The organism is Paracoccus binzhouensis (assembly GCF_016446475.1).
Lineage (GTDB): Bacteria > Pseudomonadota > Alphaproteobacteria > Rhodobacterales > Rhodobacteraceae > Paracoccus > Paracoccus binzhouensis.
Genome location: NZ_JAEHFP010000070.1, coordinates 1 through 25,478 on the forward strand (window position 1 = coordinate 1; position 25,478 = coordinate 25,478).

General features: G+C 69.1%; 25 protein-coding genes, 1 tRNA gene, 1 other RNA gene and 1 pseudogene. 19 read left to right on the forward strand and 9 right to left on the reverse strand.

Translation table 11 applies throughout. The annotated features are described in order from the left end of the window. The 8 genes and pseudogenes from I9P22_RS15475 to I9P22_RS15510 all read left to right on the forward strand — a co-directional run. Window positions 1-83: pseudogene (locus I9P22_RS15475) on the forward strand (IS5/IS1182 family transposase); the annotation flags it as partial. A 260-nt stretch (window positions 84-343) separates the two neighbouring features. Next, window positions 344-1,552: a Hint domain-containing protein gene (locus I9P22_RS15480; RefSeq protein WP_233253425.1), complete on the forward strand. Its 1,209-nt coding sequence runs from the start codon at window positions 344-346 to the stop codon at window positions 1,550-1,552. An 897-nt stretch (window positions 1,553-2,449) separates the two neighbouring features. Further along, complete coding sequence (locus I9P22_RS15485) at window positions 2,450-2,782, forward strand: hypothetical protein (protein WP_233253426.1); 333 nt, start codon at window positions 2,450-2,452, stop codon at window positions 2,780-2,782. Beyond that, window positions 2,775-3,164, forward strand: a complete 390-nt coding sequence (locus I9P22_RS15490; protein ID WP_199260418.1) for a hypothetical protein — start codon at window positions 2,775-2,777, stop codon at window positions 3,162-3,164. The genes I9P22_RS15485 and I9P22_RS15490 overlap by 8 nt, the downstream gene beginning before the upstream one ends. A gap of 7 nt (window positions 3,165-3,171) precedes the next feature. Continuing rightward, the gene (locus I9P22_RS15495) at window positions 3,172-3,342 is read left to right on the forward strand and encodes a hypothetical protein (RefSeq protein ID WP_199260419.1); all 171 of its coding nucleotides are present in this window, start codon (window positions 3,172-3,174) and stop codon (window positions 3,340-3,342) included. Window positions 3,343-3,359: 17 nt separating this feature from the next. Continuing rightward, a complete protein-coding gene (locus tag I9P22_RS15500) occupies window positions 3,360-4,754 on the forward strand; it encodes an APC family permease (RefSeq protein ID WP_199260420.1) in 1,395 nt (464 codons plus the stop codon). A gap of 2 nt (window positions 4,755-4,756) precedes the next feature. After that, complete coding sequence (locus I9P22_RS15505) at window positions 4,757-5,548, forward strand: hypothetical protein (RefSeq protein ID WP_199260421.1); 792 nt, start codon at window positions 4,757-4,759, stop codon at window positions 5,546-5,548. Further along, window positions 5,545-5,829 (forward strand): hypothetical protein, encoded by a 285-nt coding sequence (locus I9P22_RS15510; protein WP_233253427.1) that lies wholly within the window; start codon window positions 5,545-5,547, stop codon window positions 5,827-5,829. Before I9P22_RS15505 ends, I9P22_RS15510 begins: the two co-directional genes overlap by 4 nt. Window positions 5,830-5,934: 105 nt before the next feature. Here I9P22_RS15510 and I9P22_RS15515 read toward each other — a convergent pair. After that, window positions 5,935-6,011 (reverse strand) — tRNA-Arg (locus I9P22_RS15515). Window positions 6,012-6,055: 44 nt separating this feature from the next. Beyond that, window positions 6,056-6,538 carry a GNAT family N-acetyltransferase gene (locus tag I9P22_RS15520; protein ID WP_199260422.1) on the reverse strand — a complete coding sequence of 161 codons (483 nt, stop codon included), beginning with the start codon at window positions 6,536-6,538 and terminating at the stop codon, window positions 6,056-6,058. 279 nt (window positions 6,539-6,817) lie between these two features. On the opposite strand from I9P22_RS15520, the gene I9P22_RS15525 reads away from it, so the two are divergent. The 6 genes from I9P22_RS15525 (at window position 6,818) to I9P22_RS15550 (ending at window position 11,927) form a co-directional block, all read left to right on the forward strand. After that, a complete protein-coding gene (locus I9P22_RS15525; RefSeq protein ID WP_199260423.1) occupies window positions 6,818-7,918 on the forward strand; it encodes a sulfate/molybdate ABC transporter ATP-binding protein in 1,101 nt (366 codons plus the stop codon). After that, a complete protein-coding gene (locus tag I9P22_RS15530) occupies window positions 7,915-8,913 on the forward strand; it encodes a sulfate ABC transporter substrate-binding protein (RefSeq protein ID WP_199260424.1) in 999 nt (332 codons plus the stop codon). The genes I9P22_RS15525 and I9P22_RS15530 overlap by 4 nt, the downstream gene beginning before the upstream one ends. Next, window positions 8,910-9,752 (forward strand): sulfate ABC transporter permease subunit CysT, encoded by an 843-nt coding sequence (cysT, locus tag I9P22_RS15535; protein ID WP_199260425.1) that lies wholly within the window; start codon window positions 8,910-8,912, stop codon window positions 9,750-9,752. Before I9P22_RS15530 ends, cysT begins: the two co-directional genes overlap by 4 nt. Next, window positions 9,752-10,588 carry a sulfate ABC transporter permease subunit CysW gene (gene cysW / locus I9P22_RS15540; protein WP_199260426.1) on the forward strand — a complete coding sequence of 279 codons (837 nt, stop codon included), beginning with the start codon at window positions 9,752-9,754 and terminating at the stop codon, window positions 10,586-10,588. The genes cysT and cysW overlap by 1 nt, the downstream gene beginning before the upstream one ends. A gap of 61 nt (window positions 10,589-10,649) precedes the next feature. Further along, the gene (locus I9P22_RS15545; protein ID WP_199260427.1) at window positions 10,650-11,375 is read left to right on the forward strand and encodes a molecular chaperone DjiA; all 726 of its coding nucleotides are present in this window, start codon (window positions 10,650-10,652) and stop codon (window positions 11,373-11,375) included. A gap of 72 nt (window positions 11,376-11,447) precedes the next feature. Then, window positions 11,448-11,927 (forward strand): hypothetical protein, encoded by a 480-nt coding sequence (locus tag I9P22_RS15550; RefSeq protein WP_199260428.1) that lies wholly within the window; start codon window positions 11,448-11,450, stop codon window positions 11,925-11,927. Here the strand turns inward: I9P22_RS15550 and I9P22_RS15555 are convergent. The 6 genes from I9P22_RS15555 to I9P22_RS15580 form a co-directional block, all read right to left on the reverse strand. Continuing rightward, window positions 11,924-13,141 carry a glycosyltransferase gene (locus I9P22_RS15555; protein WP_199260429.1) on the reverse strand — a complete coding sequence of 406 codons (1,218 nt, stop codon included), beginning with the start codon at window positions 13,139-13,141 and terminating at the stop codon, window positions 11,924-11,926. The two genes, I9P22_RS15550 and I9P22_RS15555, sit on opposite strands and share 4 nt — an antisense overlap. After that, complete coding sequence (locus tag I9P22_RS15560; protein ID WP_199260430.1) at window positions 13,141-14,754, reverse strand: ABC transporter ATP-binding protein; 1,614 nt, start codon at window positions 14,752-14,754, stop codon at window positions 13,141-13,143. The genes I9P22_RS15555 and I9P22_RS15560 overlap by 1 nt, the downstream gene beginning before the upstream one ends. Next, a complete protein-coding gene (locus I9P22_RS15565) occupies window positions 14,751-15,857 on the reverse strand; it encodes an ABC transporter permease (RefSeq protein WP_062560396.1) in 1,107 nt (368 codons plus the stop codon). Before I9P22_RS15565 ends, I9P22_RS15560 begins: the two co-directional genes overlap by 4 nt. Then, window positions 15,857-16,996 carry a microcin C ABC transporter permease YejB gene (locus tag I9P22_RS15570; protein WP_199260431.1) on the reverse strand — a complete coding sequence of 380 codons (1,140 nt, stop codon included), beginning with the start codon at window positions 16,994-16,996 and terminating at the stop codon, window positions 15,857-15,859. Before I9P22_RS15570 ends, I9P22_RS15565 begins: the two co-directional genes overlap by 1 nt. A 43-nt stretch (window positions 16,997-17,039) precedes the next feature. Beyond that, complete coding sequence (locus I9P22_RS15575; protein WP_199260432.1) at window positions 17,040-18,953, reverse strand: extracellular solute-binding protein; 1,914 nt, start codon at window positions 18,951-18,953, stop codon at window positions 17,040-17,042. A 224-nt stretch (window positions 18,954-19,177) separates the two neighbouring features. Next, window positions 19,178-19,708: a c-type cytochrome gene (locus I9P22_RS15580; protein WP_199260433.1), complete on the reverse strand. Its 531-nt coding sequence runs from the start codon at window positions 19,706-19,708 to the stop codon at window positions 19,178-19,180. Window positions 19,709-19,865: 157 nt separating this feature from the next. Here I9P22_RS15580 and I9P22_RS15585 point away from each other — a divergent pair, with 157 nt between their 5' ends. Beyond that, complete coding sequence (locus I9P22_RS15585; RefSeq protein ID WP_199260434.1) at window positions 19,866-20,756, forward strand: prephenate dehydratase; 891 nt, start codon at window positions 19,866-19,868, stop codon at window positions 20,754-20,756. A 78-nt stretch (window positions 20,757-20,834) separates the two neighbouring features. Here I9P22_RS15585 and I9P22_RS15590 read toward each other — a convergent pair whose 3' ends face one another. Continuing rightward, entirely contained in the window at window positions 20,835-21,296 is a 462-nt protein-coding gene (locus I9P22_RS15590) for a hypothetical protein (RefSeq protein WP_199260435.1), read from the reverse strand. Between the two features lie 154 nt (window positions 21,297-21,450). On the opposite strand from I9P22_RS15590, the gene I9P22_RS15595 reads away from it, so the two are divergent. The 4 genes from I9P22_RS15595 to I9P22_RS15610 all read left to right on the forward strand — a co-directional run bounded on the left by I9P22_RS15595 (window position 21,451) and on the right by I9P22_RS15610 (window position 25,396). Then, window positions 21,451-23,301 carry a bifunctional 2',3'-cyclic-nucleotide 2'-phosphodiesterase/3'-nucleotidase gene (locus I9P22_RS15595; protein WP_199260436.1) on the forward strand — a complete coding sequence of 617 codons (1,851 nt, stop codon included), beginning with the start codon at window positions 21,451-21,453 and terminating at the stop codon, window positions 23,299-23,301. A 47-nt stretch (window positions 23,302-23,348) separates the two neighbouring features. Beyond that, window positions 23,349-23,447: signal recognition particle sRNA small type (gene ffs / locus I9P22_RS15600), an RNA gene on the forward strand. A gap of 57 nt (window positions 23,448-23,504) precedes the next feature. Then, a complete protein-coding gene (locus tag I9P22_RS15605; RefSeq protein WP_199260437.1) occupies window positions 23,505-24,479 on the forward strand; it encodes a PfkB family carbohydrate kinase in 975 nt (324 codons plus the stop codon). Further along, window positions 24,476-25,396, forward strand: a complete 921-nt coding sequence (locus tag I9P22_RS15610; protein WP_199260438.1) for a pseudouridine-5'-phosphate glycosidase — start codon at window positions 24,476-24,478, stop codon at window positions 25,394-25,396. The genes I9P22_RS15605 and I9P22_RS15610 overlap by 4 nt, the downstream gene beginning before the upstream one ends. Window positions 25,397-25,478 lie beyond the last annotated feature (82 nt).

Genomic DNA, 25,478 nt, shown 5'->3' on the forward strand with positions numbered 1-25,478 from the left:
GCTACGACAAAACCGCAGACAGTTTCCTCGGCTTCATCGACATCGCCTGCATCAGGCTCTGGCTTCGCCATTTGTCAACATGACCTAACCAATATGAATTTTCCGGATTTTCTACTGACCTGTTCAGTTCTCGCGCTTGTCAAATTCCGCATTCATTTTAGAGGAATGATTGTCGGCGCCATCCGGCCCGATGTTGCGTGTCGCAGCCCCAGGCAAGCCCGTCCCGCCGGCCCCGGCCGGAAACGCCGTCCTGGCGAATAGATGCGCTTGTCCGGAATCCGGACCCGCAAGGCAACCGATTACGCGGTCAGCAACACCGCGTATCTGATGGGAAGTGTTAACGATGACCTTTGGGCACGGTGGCCATGACGGCCATGGCGGGCACGACGACCATTGCGGTCCCTCGGGCCCCGACTGCGAAAAGATGATCTATCTCGGCAAGCTGCCCGACATGGATCCCGACGATTCCAACATCGGTGCGGAAAAGGCCGGCAAGATCCTCGGCGGCCAGGGTTTCGGCTCGCAGGACGCGCCGCTCTCCAGGCGGCTGGTCGAGGTCAGCGCCGACGACCGCGACGGCGACGGCGTGATCGACACCGATGACGGCTGGCGGAGCCGCTCCGAAAGCATCCGCCATGACGCCGATGGCGACGGCAGCGCTTCGGCCTTCAAGGTCGATTCGACCTTCATCGTCAACGATACCGCCGTCACCTTCCGCAACCCGGATGGCAGCCTCGAGACGCTGGACCTGCCGGTCCGCATCATGCAGGATTCCGCCGGCAACACCTTCCTGATGCCGCCGCCGGAAGGCGCCTTGAAGGCCGAAGTCGCGGCGATGACCTCGCGCCCCATCGTCTCGGTCGAGTTTCCCAGCGACTCGCGCAGCTTCGACCTGTGGTATGACGGCATCTTCACCGACCGTCACTGCTTCCCCTGCTTCGCCCGCGGCACGCTGATCGAGACCGAGCACGGCGCCATCCCGGTCGAGGAGCTGGTCCCCGGCATCCGGGTGGCGACCCGCGATCACGGGCTGCAGCCGGTGCGCTGGGTCGGCTCGCGCCTGCTCGGACGCCAGTCGCTTGCCGTCAGCCCGAACCTGCGCCCGATCCGCATCTCGGCCGGGGCGCTCGGCCGGGGCCTGCCTTGCCGCGACCTGCTGGTCTCGCCGCAGCACCGCATCCTGGTGCGCTCGAAGATCGCCCGGAAGATGTTCGGCGCCGACGAGGTTCTGGTCGCCGCCAAGCAGCTGCTGCAGATCGCCGGCATCGACATCGCCGAGCATGTCGAGGCGGTGGAATATTTCCACATCCTGTTCGACCGGCACGAGATCGTGCTGTCGGAGGGCGCCGAGACCGAGTCGCTCTATACCGGGCCCGAGGCGCTGAAATCCGTCGGCCGCGCGGCGCGCGAGGAGATCTTCGCGCTCTTCCCCGAGCTGCGCGCCCGGGCCGAGGACGCGCTGCCCGCCGGGGCCCGCATCCTGGCCTCGGGCCGCATGGGCCGCAAGCTGGCGGTCCGTCACGCCCAGCACCACAAGCCGCTGGTGCAATGACCGGCGCCACATGACATCCCGGGGCCGGCTTCGCCGGCTCCGTGCTCGTTCAATGCCGAGCAGGCGGTGCCGTTCCGCCGCCCGAACACTGCCAGGCGCGATAGCCGACCGCCGCCGCCCCGTGGCCTCGGGGACAGGCGGGGTTCCGGTGATCCGGCAGATGCCCTGCCCGACCGACCGGCGGAACGGATCATCCCGATTGCCCTCGCTCACGCCGCGCGGATTGCCATGAAATTCTGTGCATTGCCAATGTCTTGAGTTGTATACTTCACCCAGACGACGCCGGTGGCCGGTGATCCAGAATCGGATGGGGCCCGCAACCGCAATTCGCCCACAGCCGCCCCCCTGGCACGTCGCTGACCGGATCGCGGCTGTCGCGGCGCGGCACTTCTCGCCCCGCAAAGCCGTCGCCGATGTCCATGCGCTGCTGCCTCCTGCTCTTGTGGCAAGCGTGATTTTCCGCGCCCACTACCGGGCCCGGTGGCGGGTGCATCGGCCGCGTCCCCTCGCCGGCTGATTCGCCGCGAGAGAACCACGCCGCGAACCCGGAGTCCCGCCCGCACCGGACCAGCGCCGCCGCCGCGTCCCGTCCGCGCCGGGCCTTGCGGCCAGGGCAGGTATCCCCTTGACAGGGCGGGCGGTTTTCCCGCGCCGCGGTCGTCCCGCGGGCCAGCCTGGCCCCAGCACGGCCCACACCTTCCCCTGCCGAAACCTTGCTTCCGGTGAGGAATATCTTGACAGGATGTCGCAGGGTTGTTTTCCTGTTGAGAAAAAAGATTTCGAGCCCAGAAAGTTCGTTCCGACAAGGCCGACCCGGAACCACGGGCCCGGAAGGAACAGAAAACACGGCCCAGCCCCGGCGACGGACCGGGAAGCGGGCCCCAGGGAGGATGCACCATGTCGGATCTGGACAGACGGATCAAGGCCATGCACCGGCGCGACATCGCCGTGGCCCTGGCCTTCGTGTTGGGACTGTGGTTCGCGATCGTCTTCGTGGCGATCGGGACCTGGCCGCTGGCGCCCTCGGCGGCGGCGCGGATCATGCTGCTGGTCGGCGGCGCAGTGGTGCTGCTGTTCAACTCGGCCGCCATCATGGCGATGCTGCGCCATTACCGCGAGGACCGCGACTTCATGTACGGGCTGGACATCCGCTTCCTGGACGAGGCGCGCGCCGCCCGCGCGGCCAGGAAGGCCGGCCCCCCAGCCGAAAGGATCCTGCGCCATGGCTGAATACCGCCCCCCTGCCCAGGGCAGGCTCGGCCAGATCGCCGACGTGATCGTCCTGCTGATCATGGCCATCGGCGCGCTGTATCTGCCCCTGTGGCTGGGCCTTGCCGGCTCGGCCAAGATCCCGCAGGCGATCGGCACCCCGACCTGGGAGAGCCTGGGGCAGAACCCGGCCATGGTCGAGCAATGGCAGAAGCTCGGCTATGCCGAGCCGGGCCAGGCCGCCGAGCTGATCGCCGCGCGCTTCGACTACAGCGTCTCGATCAGCGCCCTCCTGGCGATGGCGGCGGTCGTGGTGGGCTATTACGCCATCCTGCTGCGGTTCTCCGAAAGGGAATATCGCGACGTGATCGCCGAACGTTTCGGAACGACAACGGAGGAGTAAGGGTATCATGGATCCGTGGGACTATCTGGAATATGCGGCCTGGGGTGCCTCGGCGGCCTTCGCCCTGGCCATCGTCGCGGACTGGCTCCGCACCGACAGCACCTATAGCGAGGACTTCTTGACCTCGTCCCGCGAGGGCGAGCTGGAGGCGCTGACCGAAGACCAGCACCGGGGCTAGGCATGGAGGGAATAGGCATGGACCAGACACGCAAGACCGAACATGTCGGCCTGGCCCGGGTGCTGGGTCCCGCCCATGTCTGGGCGCTCGGCGTGGGCATCGTGCTGGTCGGCGAATACATGGGCTGGAACTTCGCCGTCGGCAAGGGCGGCGCCTATGCGGCGCTGATGGCCTGCTGGTTCGCGGGCATCCTCTATACCTGCGTGGCGATGATCGATTCCGAGGTGACCTCGACGGTCGCCGCGGCCGGCGGGCAATATACCCAGGCCAAGCATATCGTCGGGCCGCTGATGGCCTTCAATGTCGGGCTCTACCTAGTCTTCGCCTATACCATGCTGGAGGCGGCGAACGCCATCACCGTCGGCTTTCTCGTCGATACCGTCGCCAGGATGGGCGGCCATGCCGGCGGCATCGACCAGCGGCCGTTCATCATCCTGTCGATCCTGTTCCTCGCCTGGCTGAACTATCGCGGCGTGCTGGCGACGCTGACCTTCAACCTGGTCATCACCGCCATCGCCTTCTCGGCGATCATCGTGCTGTTCCTGGCCACCGCCGGCCTGCCGGGGGCCAGCCCGCTGCGCCATGCCGAGCTGATGGCGGGCGCCGCGGCGCTGCCCTATGGCTGGCTCGGTATCCTGGCGGCGATGCATTTCGGCCTGTGGTTCTATCTGGGGATCGAGGGCACCACCCAGGCCGCCGAGGAGGTGCGCAGCCCGGCCCGCGCCCTGCCCTTCGGCACCCTGGCCGGGGTGATGACCCTGGCCATCGCCGCCACCCTGACCTGGTATGTCTGCACCGGGCTGATGCCCTGGGAATATCTGGGCCAGGCGGGCGTGCCGCTGTTCGACGCGGCGCGGCTCAGCGGCTCGGGCCTGCTGATGGCGTTCCTGGGCATCGGCACGCTGTTTGCGACCCTGGCCTCGGCCAATGGCTGCATCAACGATGCCAGCCGGGCCTGGTTCGCCATGGCCCGCGACCGCTACCTGCCGGGCTGGTTCGGCGCGGTGCACCCCCGCTATCGCACGCCCTATCGCTCGATCATCTTCCTGGTGCCGATCGCGCTGGTCTTCGCGCTTGGCGCGCCGATCGACCAGGTGATCACCTTCTCGATCCTGTCGGGCCTGCTGGAATACACCTTCATGCCGCTGAACATCATCCTGTTCCGGCGCAAATGGCCGCTGGACACCATCCGGCGCGGCTACGAGCACCCGTTCCACCCGCTGCCGGCGCTGGTGCTGCTGGCGCTGTGCGGGACCGCCTTCCTGGCGGTGTTCCTGGGCTATGGCACCCAGCTGGTGGCGATGATCGCCTTCTACATCGTCGTGTCGCTGTGGTTCCATTTCTGGCGCTACCGCTTCGTGGACCGCGGCGCCCAGTTCACCATGCCCTGGCCGAAGCCGAGAGGCTACTGACCATGCCGGCGGGGCCGCTTCCCGGCCTTCCGATCCTGGCCGCGGCGCTGGCGCTTCTTCTGCTGCTGGCGCTGCGCCTGCGCAGCGAGGCGGCGCGGCGCCGGACCGCCCGCGCCGGCTATTTCGACCGCATCGCCCCGCGGATGCGGGGCCTGCGCCGCGCGGTGGCGCCGACCGGATTCGCCCGCCTCTCGGGCCGCATCCGCGGCGTCGAGACCGACCTGCAGGCCGTGCCGGACATGCTGGCCTGCCGCAAGCTGCCGGCGCTGTGGCTGCTGGTCACCCAGCCCGCCGCGCTGCCGGTCGCGCAGCGCATCCACCTGATGGCGCGGCCGCGCGGACTCGAGCCCTTCTCGATCTTCGCCACCCTGCCGTGGCAGACCCGGCTGCCCGAGGGCTTTCCCGATGACGCGGTCCTGCGCAGCGAGGCGCCGCTCTCGGCCGCCGAGGCTGCCCTGCTGGCCCGCCACCGCGCCATCCTTGCCGATGCGCGGGTGAAGGAACTGGTGATCTCGCCCCGGGGCCTGCGCATCGCCTGGCTGGCCGAGGAGGCCGAGCGCAGCCGCTACCTGCTGTTCCGCGAGGCCGAGCTGGGCCGGACCCCGCTGCCCCCCGAGGTCCTTGCCCCGCTGCTCGCCGCGCTGCAGCGGCTGCGCGCCGACATCCTGGCCAGGACCGGGAGCGAGGCGAGGGCAGGTGCGAAGGGGCTGGATGTGACCGGGCCGGATATGGCCGGGCCGGGCGCGGCTATGGGCGCGGAGCGGCCGGATTTGGATGCGGAGCGATACGCATGAGCGCGCCGCCGCATCCGCGCCTGGTGCTGGCCTCGGCCCTGGTGCTGCCGGGGTCCGGCCAGGTCTGGAACAGGGAGCCGCAGCGCGGGTTGATCTTCCTGTTCTTCCTGCTGCTTCTGGGCGGATTCACGCTGGCGACCGCCGGCCCCGGGATCTCTTTTGTGGGCCGCTATGCAGGGGGCTTCTTCGTGCATGCCATGGCGATCCTCGACGCCTATCGCCGCGCCCGCATCCGCCACGCGGTCTGGATGCACGACACCCGCCAACACCGCAAACCCTGAGACAGGACGGGCCGCCCCAGGTCGACGCCAGGCGCGCAAGGCAAGGCGACCGCCAGGGCCAGTGTCGCCAGGTCGCGGCCCGAACCGGGCGATGGGCGGGGGCGATGGCGGGCCCGGAAGGGCTCGAACCCTCAACCTTGGACTTAGAAGGTCCCTGCTCTATCCAGTTGAGCTACGGGCCCGCATCGCGGCAGTCATGGCGCAGGACGGCGGCTGAATCAACCGCTCAATCCGCGCCGCGCAGCGCGATCGACATGAAGACGCTGTTCGGGTCCGGCCGGTAGTCGCCGAAGGGCGGGCATGCGACGAAACCCGCCCGCGCATAAAGCCCGCGCGCGGCGGCAAAGGTCGGCTGCACCCCGGTCTCGAGGCTCAGCCGCGCCATGCCCTCGGCCCGCGCATGCTCGATCAGCGCCTGCAGCAGGCGACGGGAATGGCCGCGGCCGCGCGCCTCGGCCAGCACATGCATGGACTTGATCTCGCCATGGTCCGGGGCGATGCGCTTGACCGCACCCATGCCCAGGGCCACGCCGCCCTCGCGCAGCACGAAGAAGGCGATCTCCGGTCTCTCCAGCGCGGCGCGCGGCAGCATGTGGATCGATTCCGGCGGCGTATCGGCATGCATGTCGGCGCTGTGGCGCTGGAACAGCAGCGCCAGATCCTCGCCCAGGGGGCTTTCCCGCCCGATCACCAGATCCCCGCCATCCATCGCGCCGCTCCCTTCCTGCTGCGCGCCGGACCCTAGCAGCGGCGGGCGGGATTGCGAAGCCCCGCAGGGCCGGGCGGCATGAAAAATAAGGAAGAATGCGGCCGCCGCCCCGGCCGCGCCCGGACGCTTTCCGCCCGGCGGGCACCGGGGCCGGAACAGTGGTCCGCCGCCCGGCCAGGCTTGGGAAAACATTCGCCGCCGGCCCAGGCGCCAGGGGCGCGCGCGCCTTGCCCAGCCCCGGCCCGCCCGTTACCTCTGGCCCGCAAACCGGAGGCGCCCATGTCCATCGTCATCGAGCACATGACCAAGAGCTTCGACGGCACCGCGGTGCTGCGCGGCATCGACCTGACCATCGAATCGGGCGAGCTGGTGGCGCTGCTCGGGCCCTCGGGCTCGGGCAAGACCACGCTGCTGAAGATCATCGCCGGGCTGGAATGGCCGAATTCGGGCGGGCTGGCGGTGCATGGCGCGGACTGGCTGCATCTGGCGGCGCAGGACCGCCGCATCGGCTTCGTCTTCCAGCATTACGCGCTGTTCCCGCATATGAACGTGCGCGACAACATCGCCTTCGGCCTGACCGTGCGCCCGCGCGCCCAGCGGCCGGGCAAGGCGGTGATCGCGGCCAAGGTGGACCAGCTGCTGGAGTTCCTGCAGATCGCGCATCTGGGCGAGCGCTATCCGGCACAGCTTTCGGGCGGGCAACGCCAGCGCGTCGCGCTTGGACGGGCGCTGGCCATCGAACCCACGGTGCTGCTGCTGGACGAGCCTTTCGGGGCGCTGGACGCCGCGGTGCGCCGCGACCTGCGCGCCTGGCTGCGCGAGGTGCATGACGAGACCGGCTCGACCACCATCTTCGTCACCCATGACCAGGAGGAAGCCTTCGAACTGGCTGACCGCGTGGTGGTGATGGGCGAGGGCCGGATCGAGCAGATCGGCAATGCCGACCAGATCCACGACCACCCCGCCAGCCCCTTCGTCGCCCGCTTCATGGGTGCGACCATCGAATTGCCGGTCACGCTGCAGGCCGGCCGGGCCGAGGCGCAGGGGCTGGACGCCAGCCGCCTGCCGCGCCGCGCGCTGCCCGACGGGCCGGCGACGCTGTTCCTGCGTCCCGCCGACGTGACGCCGCTGGCCGATCCCGCCGGGCGCTGGCAGGTGGCGCATCGCACCAGCAACGGCGCGCTGCTGCGGCTGGACCTGACCGATGGCAGCGGCCAGTTCGGCATCGACCTGCCCCGCCGCGCGCCGGAGGCGCAGGGCCTGGCCCCCGGCACCCGCGTCAACCTGCGCCCCGAGGCGGGCACGATCTTTCCCGGCCCCCGCGCGGCATCCGCGCCGGCCACCGCCCCCGAATTCCCCCGCAAGGAGAAAAGCCTATGACGATCCGCAAGCTTCACGCCGCCGCGCTGGCGCTTCTGCTGGGGACCACCCCGGCGCTGGCCCAGGACAAGATCCTGAATGTCAGCTACGACATCGCCCGCGAGCTGTTCGAGGCGCTGAATCCCGAATTCCAGGCCTATTGGAAGGACAAGACCGGCCGCGAGGTGACCATCGACCAAAGCCATGCCGGCTCGTCGAAACAGGCGCGCGCCATCCTCGAGGGGCTGCCGGCCGACGTGGTGACCTTCAACCAGGAAACCGACGTGGACGTGCTGGCCCAGAATGGCCTCGTGGCCGAGAACTGGCGCGAGGCGCTGCCGAACGGCGCCTCGCCCTATTACTCGCTGCCGGCCTTCCTGGTGCGCAAGGGCAACCCCAAGGGCATCAAGGACTGGGCGGACCTGGCCCGCGACGACGTGCAGCCGGTGTTCCCGAACCCCAAGACCAGCGGCAACGGCCGCTATACCTATCTGGCCGCCTATGCCTATGCCCTGACGCAAGAGGGCGGCACGCCCGAGAAGGCGCAGGAATTCGTCGGCAAGATCTTTGCCAACGTGCCGGTCTTCGACACCGGCGGCCGCGCCGCCACCCAGACCTTCGCCGAGCGCGATATCGGCGACGTGCTGGTCACCTTCGAGGCTGAGACCCGGGCCATCGCCAAGCAATACGAGGCCCAGGGCTTCGAGACGGTGACACCGGCGACCAGCCTGTTCGCCGCCTTTCCCGTCGCGGTCGTGACCGAGAATGCCGAGAAGAACGGCACCACCGAGGTCGCGACCGAATATCTCAACTGGCTCTATTCGCCCGAGGCGCAGGAGACCCTGGCCCAGAACCATTTCCGCACCACCGACGAGACGGTGGCGGCGAAGCACGCCGCCGAGTTCCCCGAGGTGAAGCTCCTGACCGTGGACGAGGTCTTTGGCGGCTGGGACAAGGTCACGGCCGAGCACCTGGCCGAGGGCGGCATCCTCGACACGGTCTTCGTCAACCAATGACCGCCGCCGCGCCGATCCGCGCCAAGCGCGTGTTGCCGGGGTTCTCGCTGAGCCTCGGCACCACGCTGCTTTACGTCGCGCTGGTGATCCTGATCCCGGTGGTGGCGCTGATGCTGAAGGGGGCCGAGATCGGGCCGGCACGGTTCTGGGCCATCGTCACCGCGCCGCGCACGCTGGCGGCGCTGCGGGTGACGCTGACCGCCGCCGCCGTGGCCACGGTCTTCAATGCGCTTTACGGGCTGCTGATGGCCTGGGTGCTGACCCGCTACGACTTTCCCGGCCGGCGCATCCTGGATGCGCTGATGGACATTCCCTTCGCCCTGCCGACCGCGGTCGCCGGGCTTTCGCTGACCGCGCTCTATTCCGCGAACGGCTGGTTCGGCGGGCCGCTGGCCGGCGCCGGCATCGCGCTGGTCTATACGCTGGGGGGCGTGATCCTGGCGATGACCTTCACCTCGATCCCCTTCGTGGTGCGCGCCATCCAGCCGGTGCTCGAGGACCTGGACCCGGCGCTGGAACAGGCGGCGATGACGCTGGGCGCCCGGCCTTTCGCCATCTTCCGCCGCGTGGTGCTGCCGGCGATCCTGCCGGCCTGGCTGGCCGGCTCGACCGTGGCCTTCGCCCGCAGCCTGGGCGAGTTCGGCGCCGTGGTGTTCATCGCCGGCAACCTGCCCTTCAAGACCGAGATCGCGGCGCTGCTGGCCTTCATCCGGCTGGAAGAATACGACTACCAGGGCGCCGCCGCCATCGCGCTGGTGCTGCTGATGTTCGCGCTGGTGCTGCTGGCGGTCTCGAACCTGATCCAGTTCCGCGCCGCCCGCCACCTGGAGGCCCGGTGATGAGCGCCGTCGCACCGGCTCAGGCCCCGACCCACGCCCCCGGCCAGAGCCGCGCCGTGCCGCGGCTGCTGATCGGCCTCGCCTTCGTGCTGACGGCGATCTTCGTCGTGGCGCCGCTGGTCTTCATCTTCTGGCGCGCCTTCGCCGAGGGCTGGGCGGTCTATCTGGCGAACATCGCCGACCCGCTGGTCCTGCATGCGATCTGGCTGACGACGCTGGTGGCGGTGATCGTGGTGCCGGTCAACATCGCCTTCGGCATCGCGGCTGCCTGGGCCATCGCCCGCTTCCGCTTTCCGGGCCGCAAGCTCCTGATGGTGCTGATCGAGATCCCCTTCTCGATCTCGCCGATCATCGCCGGCATCTGCTACCTGCTGCTTTACGGCCGCCAGGGCGTGCTGGGCCCGTGGCTGGCCGCGCATGACCTGAAGATCATGTTCGCCCTGCCCGGCATCCTGCTGGTGACCATGTTCGTCACCGCCCCCTTCGTGGTCCGCGAGGTGCTGCCGCTGATGCAGGCCCAGGGCTCGGAACAGGAACAGGCGGCGGTCACGCTGGGGGCGCGCGGCTGGCAGGTGTTTTCCCGCGTCACCCTGCCCAATATCCGCTGGGCGCTGCTTTACGGCGCGGTGCTGTGCACGGCCCGCGCGGTGGGCGAGTTCGGCGGCGTCTCGGTGGTCTCGGGCTCGATCCGCGGCCAGACCAACACCCTGCCGCTGCAGATCGAGCTGATGTTCAACGACCTCAACACCACCGGCGCCTTTGCCGCCGCCTCGACCCTGACTGTCATCGCGCTGGTGGTGCTGGTCGTGAAGGCAGCGCTGGAAAGCCGCAGGTAAAGCCGCATAACTGGCGGGAATGTCAGTGGACTTGGCATCCCGCCCCGCCTAGGCTGCAGCCATGGACGCCGCGATCAAGCACCCGCAGAAGACCTGCCCCGAACTGCCCAAGCCGCGCAGTTTCTGGCAACGCATCGCCGACCGGCTGGCGGCGATCGTCGGCGCGCGCCGCCCGGCCACCCCGCCCGAGAAATCGGTGGCCTTCACCATCGCGGTGATCGCGCTGGGGGCCAAGCTTGCCAAGGCCGACGGCGCCGTGGCGCGTTCCGAGGTGGCGGCCTTTCGCCGCGTCTTTATCATTCCCCGCTCCGAGGAAAAGAACGCTGCTCGCGTCTTCGACCTGGCGCGGCAGGACGTCGCGGGCTTCGACGCCTGGGCGCGGCGCATCGCCCGCATGTTCCCGCCGGGCGACCCGGTGCTGGCCGACGTGGTCGAGGGGCTGTTCATCATCGCCGTCGCCGATACCGACCTGCACGAGGCCGAGATCGTCTTCATCGACGAGGTGGCGCGCATCTTCGGCCTGCCACCCGAGCAGCTGGCGGCGATCCGCGCCCGCCACGACCGCCGCCAGGGCTGCCCCTCCTGCGAGGTGCTGGGCGTCGCGCCCGACACGCCGCTGCCCGAGGCGCGGCGGCGCTGGCGCGAGCTGGTGCGCGAAAGCCATCCCGACCGCGCCATCGCCCGCGGCCTGCCGCCCGAGGCGATCCGCCTGGCCGAGGCCCGCACCCGCGCCCTGAACGAAGCCTGGGAAAATTTCCGTGCCATGCGCCAGACCCGTCCGGCCTGAGAGAACCCGGGCCCGAGGGAACCCGGCCCGCCCGGTCCCCGTTTTCCCTGCGAACAGCCGAAGGACCGGCCCATGCGCAACCTGCTTTTCCCCGCTTCCCTCTGCGCCGCCCTGCTGGCCTCCCTTGCCGTGGCCCAGGACTACGAGCCGCCGCTGGCCGACGAGCCGCCACCCTCGGACATCCCGGCGCCGCCATCCGACTCGCTGGAAGGCGGGCTCGAGAACTTCATGCGCAACCTGTTGAACGAGGCCGAGCCGCATCTGGACCGGCTGGGCCGCGACCTGGGCGACACGCTGGGCTCGGTCGCGCCGGTGCTGCAGGACATCGGCAAGCTGATGGACGACGTGCGCAACTACCAGGCGCCCGAGCGGCTGGAAAACGGCGACATCCTGATCCGCCGCCGCGCCGATGCGCCGCCGCCCCCGCCGGTGGGCGACGCGCTGCGCGACATGCTGCGCCCGGCGCCCGAGGACGACCCGCGCCTGAACCCGCTGCCGGACGCGCCGCAGCCGCTGCCCGACCGCGACCCGGCCAGCGAGATCGAGCTCTAGGGCGCGAAGCCTTCCACCCAGTCGACCAGCCGCGGCAGGCTGTGGCGGTGCAGGTCATAGCTCTGCAGGATGGTCTGCCGCGCCGCCGCCTGCAGCCGCGCGGCATCGGGATCGCCGGCCAGGCCGCGGATCAGCGCCGCCTCCAGCGCCGGCTGGTCGAAGAACGGCACCAGCCGGCCGTTCTCGCCATCGCGGACCAGTTCGCGCACCGGCTCGGTATCCGAGCCGACGACATAGCAGCCCGCCGCCATCGCCTCGGTCAGCGACCAGCTCAGCACGAAGGGATAGGTCAGGTAGCAATGCACCCGGGCGACCTGCAGCAGCGCCAGATATTGCGGATAGGGCACGCGGCCCATGAAATGCACCCGCGCCGAGTCCAGCCGACCGTCAAGCTCGGCCAGCAGCTTCTGCTTCCAGTTCGGCGCGTCCCTGGGCGGGCTGCCATAGCTGACCCCGTCGCCGCCGACCAGCACCACCTGCGCATCCGGCCGCGCCCGCAGCACCGCGGGCAGCGCGCGCATGAAGCGGTGAAAGCCGCGATAGGGCTCCAGCGAGCGCGAGACATAGGTCAACACCTCGTCCCCCGCCCGCAGCTTGCGCCCGTCGGGCAGCAGGAACTCCGCCTGCGGATTGGGGCAGACCTTCAGCGTGTCGATGCCGTCATGGATCACCGTCAGCTTGCCGCGCAGCTCGGGCGGAAAGGAATCCGCCTGGTATGCGGTCGGCGCCAGACCGGCATCGGCCTGCACCAGCCCCTGGATCAGATGCGCCGAGCGCGCGACGGTGCTGACCCGCCCCTCGTCACTGTCCGGGCTGATCTCGGGGTCGAAGCCGACGTCCTGGCCGCGGGTGCGATACAGCAGTTCGGCATAGACCAGCAGCTTCGCCTCGGGCCAGATCTCGCGCAGGAACAGCGTCTCGCCCCAGCCGCTATGGCCGAAGATCACGTCGGGCGTGTAGCCGTGCCGGTCGCGCAGCGCCCGGCAGCCGCGTGCAGCCAGCCAGCCGCGCTCGGCCATCTCGCTATAGGTCCGGCCCAGCATCGGCGGCAGATTCAGCTCGCCCGGCGCCTTGTAGCGCACCACCCGGACCGGCGAGGGACGGGTGTTCTTTTCATCCGTCAACGCCAGAACGTCATGGCCGCGCGCCGCCAGCGCCGGCGCCAGATGCAGGAACTGTGCCGGAAAGTTCTGATGAACAAACAGGATTTTCATTAGCTTACCGATGAATCTTCATGCACTGCCGCAAGAAAGGCCGCCTGGATCAGCCGGCGGGTGTAATCGCTTTGCGGACGCTCGAACACGGCCTCGGTCGTCCCCTGCTCGACCACCTCGCCTGCACGCATGACCATAATCTGATGCGACATGGCGCGCACCACGCGCAGGTCATGGCTGATGAACAGGAAGGCGAGCCCATGCTTTTTCTGCAGGCGGCGCAGCAACTCGACGATCTGCACCTGCACGGTCATGTCCAGCGCGCTGGTCGGCTCGTCCAGCACCACCAGCTTGGGGTTCAGGATCATGGCGCGGGCGATGGCGATGCGCTGGCGCTGGCCGCCGCTGAATTCATGCGGATAGCGATGCATGGTGGCGGGGTCGAGGCCGACCTCGCGCATGATCTCGTCGACCATCTGCCGGCGGTCGCGGCCGGGTTCGACGCCGTGCACGCCGAGGCCTTCGGCGATGATCTGCTCGACCGTCATGCGCGGCGACAGGCTGCCATAGGGATCCTGGAACACGATCTGCATGTCGCGGCGCAAGCCGCGCAGCGCCCGGCCCGGCACGGCGGAAATGTCGCGGCCCATGTAGAGGATCGGCCCGTCGCTTTCGATCAGCCGCATGATCGCCAGCGCCAGCGTGGTCTTGCCCGAGCCGGATTCGCCGACGATGCCCAAGGTTTCGCCGGCCCGCACCGAGATCGTGGCGCCGTTCACCGCCTTGACGTGGCCGACGGTGCGGCGCAGGAAGCCGCGCTGGATCGGGAACCAGACCTTCAGGTCGCGGGTCGCCACCACCTCGGGCGGGTCGCCGGCCAGCGGTTCGGCCAGGCCCTTGGGCTCGGCCGCCAGCAGCATGCGGGTATAGTCGTGCTGCGGATTGGAGAATATCTGCTCGACCGGGCCCTGCTCGACGATCTCGCCGCCCTTCATCACGCAGACGCGGTCGGCGATGCGGCGCACCAGGCCAAGGTCGTGGCTGATGAACAGCATCGACAGGCCCTCGGCGGCCTTGAGCTCGGCCAGCAGCTGCATGATCTGCGCCTGGATGGTCACGTCCAGCGCCGTGGTCGGCTCGTCCGCGATCAGCAATTCGGGGCCGTTCGCCAGCGCCATGGCGATCATGATGCGCTGGCGCTGGCCGCCCGAGAACTGGTGCGGGTAATCGGCCAGCCGCTGTTCCGGGTCGCGGATGCCGACGCGGTTCAGCAGTTCGATGATGCGCGCTCGCGCCTGCGCGCCCCGCAGCCCCTGATGCAGCGCCAGGCTCTCGCCCAGCTGGCGTTCCAGCGTATGCAGCGGGTTCAGCGAGGTCATCGGCTCTTGAAAGATGAAGCTGATGTCATTGCCGCGCACCCGGCGCAGCTCGGCATCCGAGGCGCCGACCAGCTCGCGCCCGGCGTATCTCACCGAACCGGACAGCTCGGCGCTGTCGCCCAGCAGACCGACGGTCGACAGCGCCGTGACCGACTTGCCGGAACCGGATTCGCCGACCAGCGCCACCGTCTCGCCCTTGCCGACGCTGAAGCTGACGCCTTTCACGGCGGGCACCACCTGCCCGTCCTGGCGAAACCCGATGCGCAGGTCGCGCACGTCCAGAACCGGCGTCATCGGAAGGTCTTTCTTGGGTCGAAGGCATCGCGCACGCCCTCGAAGATGAACACCAGCAGCGACAGCATGATGGCGAAGGTGAAGAAGGCGGTGAAGCCCAGCCAGGGCGCCTGCAGGTTCTGCTTGGCCTGCAACGCGAGTTCCCCCAGCGAGGGCGCCGAGGTCGGCAACCCGTAGCCCAGGTAATCCAGCGCCGCCAGCGACGAGATCACGCCGGTGACGACAAAGGGCAGCATGGTCAACGTCGCGACCATGGCATTGGGCAGGATGTGGCGGAACATGATGGTGCGGTCGCTGACCCCCAGCGCCCGCGCGGCGCGGACATATTCGAAGTTGCGCGCCCGCAGGAACTCGGCCCGGACCACGCCGACCAGCGCCGGCCAGCCGAACAGGATCGAGACGAAGACCAGCAGCCAGAAGCTGCGCCCCAGGATCGCGAACAGGATGATGATGACGTAAAGCGAAGGCGTCGAGCCCCAGATTTCCAGCATGCGTTGCAGGAACAGGTCGGTGCGCCCGCCGAAATAGCCCTGCACGGCGCCGGCACTGATGCCGATGACCGAACTGATGGCGGTCACGATCAGCGTGAACAGGACCGACAGCCGGAAGCCGTAGATCACCCGCGCCAGCACGTCGCGCGAGGTGTCGTCGGTGCCCAGCAGATGAGCGCGGTCCGGGGCGCTTGGCGCGGTGCCGACGTTGTTGATGGTGCGGTAGTGATAGGGAATCGCGGGCCAGATCATCCAGCCCTTCTCGACCGCCTCGCCGCCGACCTCGCCGGTGTCGCGGGCCAGTTTCTCGGTGCCCTCGGGGTCGTCCCAGCATTCCTGCCGGCCGCCGGTGACGATCAGGCATTGCACGCCGGGGTCGGTATAGATCGCCTCGGTGCCGAAATCGCCGCCGAAGGCGGTCTCGGGGTAGAATTTATAGACCGGGAAATACAGCCCGCCGCGATAGCTGACCACGATCGGCTTGTCGTTGGCGATAAGCTCCGCAAACAGCGAGGCCACGAACAGCAGCGTGAACAGGATCAGCGACCAGAAGGCGCGCGTGTTGCGGCGGAAATTGCGCAGCCGGCGGCGGTTCAGTTCCGACATCGCCATCAGCCGGCCCTCCGCTCGAAGTCGATGCGCGGGTCGACCAGCACATACATCAGGTCCGATAGGATCCCGACCAAGAGACCCAGCAGGCCGAAGACATAGAGCGTGCCGAAGATCACCGGATAGTCGCGCTGCACCGCCGCCTCGAAGCCCAGCCGGCCAAGGCCGTCGAGCGAGAAGATGGTCTCGATCAGGATCGAGGAGCCGAAGAACACGCCCAGGAACATCGCCGGAAAGCCCGCGATCACGATCAGCATGGCGTTGCGGAAGACATGGCCGTAAAGCACGCGGCGCTCGGTCAGGCCCTTGGCGCGGGCGGTCATGACATATTGCTTGTTGATCTCGTCCAGGAAGCTGTTTTTCGTCAGCAGCGTCAGCGTGGCGAAGCTGGAGATCGTCGTCGCCAGCACCGGCAGGGTGATGTGCCAGAGATAGTCCTTGACCTTGCCCCACAGGCTGAGGTCGGCGAAATTGTCCGAGGTCAGGCCGCGCAGCGGAAAGATCTGCCAGTAGCTGCCGCCGGCGAAGAGCACCATCAAGAGCACCGCGAACAGGAAGGCCGGGATGGCGTAACCCACGATGATGATGCCGCTGGTCCAGGTGTCGAAACTGGTGCCGGCGCGCACCGCCTTGCGGATGCCGAGCGGGATCGAGATCAGATAGGCGATCAGCGTCGACCACAGCCCCAGCGTGATCGAGACCGGCATCTTTTCCAGCACCAGGTCGATGACCGAGATCGAGCGGAAGAAGCTGGTGCCGAAATCGAAGCGCAGGTAGTTGCCCAGCATGATCAGGAAGCGCTGCGCAGCGCCGATCTTTTCCTTGTGGCATTCGGGCGATTTCAGGTCGGGCTCACCCTCATGCGCGGGGGTGCAGGCGATCCTGGCAAAGCCCATCTGCACTTCCAGCTGGTCCAGCAGCTCGGGCGGAATGCCGCGGGCGCCGGCATATTCGGTCGATTGCGCCGCCTCGCCGCCGCCACCGGTGATGTTGCGCAGCGCGTCGCCCTCGCCCTGGACGCGGGCGATGATCTGCTCGATCGGGCCGCCGGGGACGAATTGCGTCAGCGTGAAGTTGACCAGCATGATGCCGATCAGCGTGGGTATGATCAGCAGCAAGCGCCGCAGGATATAGGCTGCCATCCGTCCCCTTGCTCCGCCTTGATCCGCGCCGGCCCCGAAGGCCCTAGCGCAGTGCGCCGGATTGTTTCAGCTTTGCCGCCTTATCCGCGTCATACCACCAGAAATCAAGCTCACCCAGCGCATAGGGCGGCAGGGCCTCGGGATGGCCGAAGATGTCGTAATAGGCAACGGTATGCGCGGCCTTGTACCATTGCGGCACCCAGAAGCGCAGGGCGCGCAGGCTGCGGTCCAGCGCATGGGCGACGGTGGTCATCTCTTCCTGGGTGGTCGCCTCGATGCCCTGCTGGATCAGCGCGTCGATGGCTGGATTGGCCAGCCCCATCGGGTTGAACACGTCGCCCACGTTTTCCGAGCCGAAGGTCTGCTCGGTATCGCCGCTGATGAAATAGCCCTGCGCCAGATGGTCGGTCACGATGTCGAAATCATGGCTGCGGGTGCGGTTGGTCATCTCGGCATCGTCCACGCGGGCGTTCACCGCGTCGATGCCGATGGCGCGCAGGTTCTGCACGAAGGGGTTGATGACGCGGTCGAAGGTGGCGCTGTCGTTCAGGAACTCGACCCGCAGCACCTCGCCCCGGGCATTGCGGCGCAGCCCGTCCGCGCTCGGCTTCCAGCCTGCCTCGTCCAGAAGCTTCGCGGCGCGGCGCATGTTGGCGCGGTCGAGCTGGTTCTTGCCCGAGACCGGCTGGACCACCGCATCCTCGGTCAGCACGCCCTTGGGCAGGTCCTTGGCCAGGGGCTTCAGCAGCGCAAGCTCGGCCTCGCTGGGCTTGCCCTCGGCCTTCAGGGGGCTGTTGTCCCAGGGCGAGTTCACGCGCTGGTAAAGCCCATAGAACAGCGTCTCGTTCGACCATTCGAAATTGAACATCAGGCCGATCGCCTCGCGCACGCGGATGTCCTGGAACTTCGGGCGGCGCAGGTTGAAGACCCAGCCCTGGCCGTTGGCGATGGTGCCGTCCGGCAGCGCCTCCTTCTTCACCACGCCGGACTGCACGGCGGGAAAGTCATAGCGCGTCGCCCAGTGGATCGAGCTGGCCTCGTTGCGGAAGGTATAGACCCCGGCCTTGAAAGCCTCGAAGGCGCTGTCGTAGTCTCCGAAATACTCGACGCGGATGCGGTCGAAATTGTGCCGGCCGATGTTGATCGGCAGGTCCTTGCCCCAATAGTCCGGGTTCCGCCGCACGGTGATCGAGCGGCCCATCTCGGCCTTGTCGAACATGTAGGGGCCCGAGCCGACGAAGGGGATGGTGCTCGACTGTTCGATGTCGCGCTTGTGCTTGCGGAAATCCTCGCGCGAGAAGACGATCTGGCCGCCGACCGACTGGATCACGTCGCGGCGCGGATAATTCGGCTGGAAGATGAACTTGATCGTGTGTTCGTCGATCACCTCGGCCTTGGCGACCACCTTCGAGATGATGGTGCGATAGGAGGACAGCCCCTTGTCGCGCAGAAGCTCGAAGGAAAACAGCACGTCATGCGCGGTCAGCGGCGTGCCGTCCGAGAATTTCGCCTCGGGGCGCAGGTGGAAGATCACCCAGTCGCGGCTTTCGGGATATTCGATGGTCTCGCAAAGCAGGCAATAGGCGCTGCCGATCTCGTCGGCGACGCTCTCCATCAGCGGCTCCAGCATGATGTTGGACAGCAGCGCCGCACGGCCGCGATGCGTATAGGGGTTGTAGCTGTCGAAGCCGCCGCTGAACCATTCCGAGATCTCGCCGCCCTTCGGCGCCTCGGGGTTCACATAGCCCAGATGCTTGAAATCTGCCGGAAGCGCCGGTTCGCCAAAGACCGAGATGCCGTGCGACACGATGGTGCCGGGCTTCTGCGCCTGGCCCGCGGCCGGTTCCGAGGCGGGCTGCGGGGCCTGCCCGGCCGGCTGCTGCTGGGCAAGGGCGGCGGCGGGCGTCAGCGCAAGCAGCAGGGCCAGCGGGGCATGTCGCAGGAAGGGCATCGTCATCGGGTCTTTCTGATCCTCGTTCTGTCTCGATCCGGCCCGGGCTGCATCGGATTGCATCATCGGATTGCGTCCCGGCCGCGCCTGGCCAGCAGGCTAGCAGCCATGCGCCACGGTTCAACATGCAAATGCGTGAGCAGCGGGCGGCCCGGCGCGAAGAACGGCCCGATGCAACGCAAAAGGGCGCCCCGGGGGGACGCCCGCCATCTTCCGACCCGGCAGGGGGCTTACTTCTGGCTTTCCAGATAGGCGATCAGATTGGCGCGATCCTCGATCTTCGGCAGGCCGGCGAAGGCCATCTTGGTGCCCTTGACCACGGATTTCGGGTTAGTCAGGAATTCCTGCAGCGCCTCGGGCGTCCAGTCGCCGCCATGCGCGACCATGCCTTCCGAATAGTTGAAGCCGGCGACGCTGGCCACCGGGCGGCCGATCACGCCGTTCAGGTGCGGGCCGGTGCCGTCGCTGCCGTCCAGCTTGTGGCAGGCCTTGCACTTGCCGAACACCTTCTCGCCCTTGGCGGCATCGGCCGAGGCCAGGACCGTGGCGAAATCCGGGCCCTCGTCCGCGGCCTCGTCCGCGGCGCCACCGGCATCCTCGACCGGGATGGTATAGGCCTGGGCATGTTCCTCGCCCTCGGCGCCATGGCCCGCGGGACCGACGTGAAAGATGCCCGATGCCGCCCAGTTCATCAGCAGAAGGAACAGAAGCGAGCCGATCAACGCCCCGGCTGCCTTGGTGACGGTCATGGTATCGAACATGTCTGCGGGTCCCTTGGGTCTGTCCGTGGATTTGGCCGTATCTATGCGCTTTTGTTCCGATGGATCAAGGTATAGTTGTCGCCCCGAGAACACAAAACCGGCGGAGTCACCGCCCCGACACGGGCGGCCGCGCGCCCCGCAAGCGAAGGTCAGAGAGATGAGCGATTCCCCGGCCCGGAACCTGATCGCGTTCCAGGGCGAGCCCGGCGCCTACAGCCACCAGGCCTGCCGGTCCTACCGCCCGCAGATGGAGGCCCTGCCCTGCCGCACCTTCGAGGACACCATCGAGGCGGTGCGCAGCGGCCGGGCGGAACTGGCCATGCTGCCGGTCGAGAACTCGACCTATGGCCGGGTCGCCGACATCCACCACCTGCTGCCGGAAAGCGGGCTGCACATCATCGACGAGGGCTTCGTGCGGGTGCGCATCAGCCTGCTGGCGGTGCCGGGCACCCGGCTGTCCGAGGTCAGCGAGGCGATGAGCCATCCGGTGCTGCTGGGCCAGTGCCGCGGCTTCCTGCGCCGCCATGCCATCCGCGGCCTGGTCGGCGCCGACACCGCCGGCTCGGCGCTCGAGGTGGCGCGGCGGGGCGAAAAGGCGCTGGCCGCGCTGGCCGCGCCGCTGGCGGGCGAGATCTACGGGCTCGAGGAGCTGGCCTCGGGGATCGAGGACCGGCAGAACAACACCACCCGCTTCCTGGTCATGGCCCGGCAGCCCGATTTCAGCCGCCGCGGCAATGCCCGGGGCGAGGCGACGATGATGACCAGCTTCGTCTTCCGGGTCCGCAACATCCCGGCGGCGCTTTACAAAGCGCTTGGCGGCTTCGCCACCAACGGCGTCAACATGACCAAGCTGGAAAGCTACATGGTGGACGGCGTATTCACCGCCACGCAGTTCTATGCCGATATCGAGGGCCATCCCGAGGATCCGCACGTCGCCCGCGCGCTGGAGGAACTGGACTATTTCACCTCGAGCCTGAACATCCTCGGCGTCTATCCCGCCGATCCGCTGCGCGCCGCCCAGGCCCGCCGGGAACAGGCCGAGGGCTGAGCCGCAGCCGGCCCGATGCGACACGGCCCGATGCGACACGGCCCGATGCGACACGGCCCGATGCGGCCCGGCCCGGTCTCAGGCCATCGCCTCGGCCGCCATGCGCCTGACGAAATCGCCGATGCGCTCGGCGAACTTGCGATCCAGCTGCGCCTTGCCCAGCTTGGCGGTCTGCAGCAGCAGCCGCGCCTTCATGCCGCGCGGCAGCACCTCGGCCTCGAAGATCAGCCGCGACTTGCCGGGGGTCAGCGCCACCACGGTCATGCGAAGCGCCAGGTTGAACTGGTCCGAGCTGCCCTCGATCGCCACCAGCTCGGGCCGGTCGAGCCGCACCAGCTCAAGATCCAGCTCGCGGTGACGGCCGCGCCAGTCGAAGCCGACCTGCCAGCGCATGCCCGGGCCCGGCTGTGCCAGCGCGTCCAGCCGCCGCACCGAGGCGCCGCGCCGCACCAGAAGCCGCTCGATGCTGCCGAAATTGCTGATCGCGCGGAAAAGCTCTTCGGCGGGAAGGTCGGTGTCCTGTCGGGTCGAGAATTTCATGGATGATCCGGCGATGGAAAAGACGATCTGAATGGCTCTGTCCGGTTCTTCCCATGTTGCAGCGCAGCATGCAAGGCCGCCACAGGCATCGGGGATCGCACCGGCAATGCAATCCACGGTTGCATATTGTCGTTAATGCCCGCATGCAATCGGCATGTGCCGCAAAGACCTTCACGCCGATCCCCGGCAGTCCCCTGTTTCGATTGCGCTTCGCGTCATGGCGACGACCGACCTGCACATGCATGTTCTGGGCTATGATTATTTCGCGGACCGCCCCGCCGGGCATATCGGCCTGTCGCGCGCCGCGGCGCTGATCGCCCGGGCCCGCCGCAGCGCCCCGAACTGCCTGCTGTTCGACAATGGCGATTTCCTGCAGGGCAGCCCGATGGGCGACTATCTGGCCGAAAGCGGCGCCGGCGGCCCGCATCCCGCCATCGCGGCGATGAACGCGCTGCGCTATGACGCGGCGACGCTGGGCAATCACGATTTCAGCTTCGGCACCGGCTTCCTGCGCCGGGCGCTGGAGGGGGCCGATTTCCCCTTTGCCGCCACGAACCTGCACCCGGCCCGCCCGCTGCCGGTCAGCCGGCAGCTGCTGCTGGAGCGGCAGTTCCGCGACAGCCGCGGTGCGGTGCATCGGCTGCGCATCGGCGTGCTGGGCTTCCTGCCGCCGCAGACCGTGGACTGGGAGCCGGCCCTGCGCCCCGAGATCCGGGTCGCCGACATCCTGCAGGCGGCGCGCGCCGGCATCGAGGCGCTGCGCCGGCAGGGCGCTGACCTGATGGTGGCGCTGGCGCATAGCGGCATCGGCGCGCTGGAGCCGGCGCCGCTGATGGAAAACGCCGCCACGGCGCTCGCCGCCCTGCCCGGCATCGACCTGGTGATCGCCGGCCATACGCACCGGGTGTTTCCCTCGGCGGACCATCCGCAGGGACCGGGGATCGACGCCCGGCGCGGCACCCTGGCCGGCAAGCCGGCGGTGATGCCGGGCTTCTGGGGTTCGCATCTGGGGCTGATCGACCTGCGGCTGGAAAGCGCCGGCAGCGGCTGGCGCATCGCCGATTTCACCTGCCGGGCCGAGCCGGTCGCGGCCGAGGAGGACCACCCCGCCGTCAGCGGCCCGGCCCTGCCCGCGCATCGCCAGACCCTGCGGCATTTCCGCCGCCGCATCGGCCGCACCGAGCGGCCGCTCAGCAGCTATTTCGCCCTGATCGGCGAGGATCCGGGCCTGCGGCTGGTGACCATGGCGCAGCGCTGGCACGTGCGGCGGGCGCTGCGCGGCACGCGCTGGCAGGACCTGCCGATCCTGTCGGCCGCGGCGCCTTTCCGCGCCGGCGGCCGCGGCGGGCCGCAGCATTACACCGACGTGCCGGCCGGGCGGCTGACACTGCGCAGCATCGCCGATCTCTACCTGTTCCCAAACCGGATCTGCGCCATCCGCCTGACCGGGGCCGAGCTGCGCGAATGGCTGGAACGCTCGGCCGGCCTGTTCCTGCAGGTCCAGCCGGGAAAGCCCGACCAGCCGCTGATCGACCCCGAGTTTCCCAGCTACAACTTCGACGTGATCGACGGGCTCGACTGGCAGATCGACCTGAGCCTGCCGCCGCGCTACGCCCCGGACGGCACCCTGGCCCATGCCGATTCGCGCCGCGTCGGCGCGATGACCCACCGCCGCCAGCCGGTGGCAGCCGACCAGCAATTCATCCTGGTGACCAACAGCTATCGGCTGTCCGATTGCGGGTTGTTCGCGCCGGTGGCGGCGGGGCGGCCGGTGCTGCTGGACGGCACCGCGCGCACCCGCGAGGTGCTGCGCCGCTATGTGGCGCGTCGCCGGGTTCTGGCCCCGGACGCCCGCACCGGCTGGAGCTTCCGGCCTCTGCCCGGCACCTCGGTCCTGTTCGAGACCGGACCGGCGGCGGCGGCCCATCTCGACGCGCTCGGCACCCCGGTCGAGCCGGCAGGCCTGGGCCCCGACGGCTTCCTGCGCCTGCGCCTGCATCTCTGACCGAGCAAGGCGCTTGCATCCCGCCGCGCCTGCGCCTATCTAGGCGGCGAGAGGTTGGCGCGGGCAGGCGCCTCGCCAACCCGGTCAGGTCCGGAAGGAAGCAGCCGTAACGAGTCCCGCTTGGGTCGTCGTCCAGCCTCTCACCCCATCCCTCCCGCACAGTGCCGGCAGACCGCAAGAGCAACGGCCCGAGACCAGCCCGGATGACCGAAACGCCCCGCATCCTCTGCCTTGGCGCGATGCTCTGGGACATGATCGGCCATTCCGCCCGGCGGCTCGACCCCGGCTGCGACGTGCCCGGCCGGATCACCCGGCAGCCCGGCGGCGTGGCGCTGAACGTCGCGCTGGCCCTGGCGCGGCACGGGTTGCGCCCGGGCATCCTCTCGGCCGTCGGCCGCGACGCCCCGGGCGAGGCGCTGATCGCCGAGGCGCAGCGCCATGGCGTCGAGACCCGCTGGCTCAGGCGCGAAGGCGGGCTGCCAACCGACAGCTATCTGGCCATCGAAAGCCCGGAGGGGCTGGTCGCCGCCATCGCCGATGCACGCGGGTTGGAGGCCGCCGGCAGTGCCATCCTGGCGCCGCTGCGGGACGGCCGGCTGGGGGACGGCGCCCGGCCCTGGCAGGGCACGCTGGTGATCGACGGCAACCTGACCGCCGGGGTGCTGGCCGGCATGTCCCGCGACCCCTGCCTCTTCGGCGCCGCGCTGCGCATCGTGCCCGCCAGCCCCGAGAAGGCGGCAAGGCTGCGGCCGCTGCTGACCCATCCCCGCGCCACCTTCCACCTGAACCGCGCCGAGGCCGAGGCGCTGGCCGGCCGAGGCTTCGCCAGCGCCGCCGAGGCCGCCGAGGCGGTGACCGCGCTTGGCGCCACCGCGGCCGCGGCGCTGGCCGGCCGAGGCTTCGCCAGCGCCGCCGAGGCCGCCGAGGCGGTGACCGCGCTTGGCGCCCATCGCGTGCTGGTCACCGATGGCGCGCGTCTCGTCGCCGACGCGGCCCGGAACGCGCCGACGCTCGACGCGGTGCCGCCGCCGGTCGCCGCGATTCGCGTCACCGGCGCGGGCGACAGTTTCCTCGCGGCGCATCTCGCCACCGAAATCGCCGGCGCGACCCGTGCCGAAGCCCTGGCTTGCGCCCTGCGCGCCGCCTCGTCCCATATTTCCGGAAAGGACCTGCCATGAACCCGCTGATCACCCCGTCGCCCGAGGTCGCAGAAGCGCTCGCTGCCCGCCGCCCGGTGGTGGCGCTGGAATCGACCATCATCACCCATGGCATGCCCTGGCCGCAGAACCTGGACATGGCACAGCGGGTCGAGGCCGCTGTGCGCGAGGCCGGCGCCACCCCGGCGACCATTGCCGTCATGGAGGGCCGCATCCGCGTCGGCCTCGACCCCGAGACGCTGGAACGGCTCGCCCGAACGCCGCAGGGCGCGGCGATGAAGCTTTCGCGCGCCGATCTGGCGGCCTGCCTGGCGCTGGGACGCACCGGCGCCACCACCGTCGCCGCCACGATGATCTGCGCCCGTCTGGCCGGGATCGCGGTCTTCGCCACCGGCGGCATCGGCGGCGTGCATCGCGGCGCCGAAACCAGCTTCGACATCTCGGCCGACCTGCAGGAACTGGCGCAAAGCCCGGTCACCGTGGTCGCGGCCGGGGCCAAGGCCATCCTGGACCTGCCCAAGACCCTGGAAGTGCTGGAAACCCTGGGCGTGCCGGTCATCGCCTTCGGCCAGGACCAGCTGCCGGCCTTCTGGTCGCGGGAATCGGGCCTGCCGGCGCCCTTGCGCATGGACGACCCGGCGCAGATCGCGGCCAGCGCCCGGCTGCGCCGCGACCTCGGCCTGGACGGCGGGCAGCTGGTGGTGAACCCGATCCCGCCCGAGGCCGAGATCCCGCGGGCCGAGATGATCCCGGTGGTCGAGCAGGCGCTGGCCGAGGCCGAGGCGCAGGGCATCGCCGCCAAGGCGGTCACGCCCTTCCTGCTGCAACGCATCTTCGAGCTGACCCAGGGCCGCTCACTGCAGGCCAATATCGCGCTGGTGCTGAACAATGCCCGGCTGGCGGCGCGCATCGCCGCCGCCATGGCGCAGGCCGCCTAGAGCCTGTTGCACTCAATCGGCCTCATACCCGGCGGTTTTGAAGTAGTTGTAGCACTCCTCGTCGGAGAACAGATCGCAGACC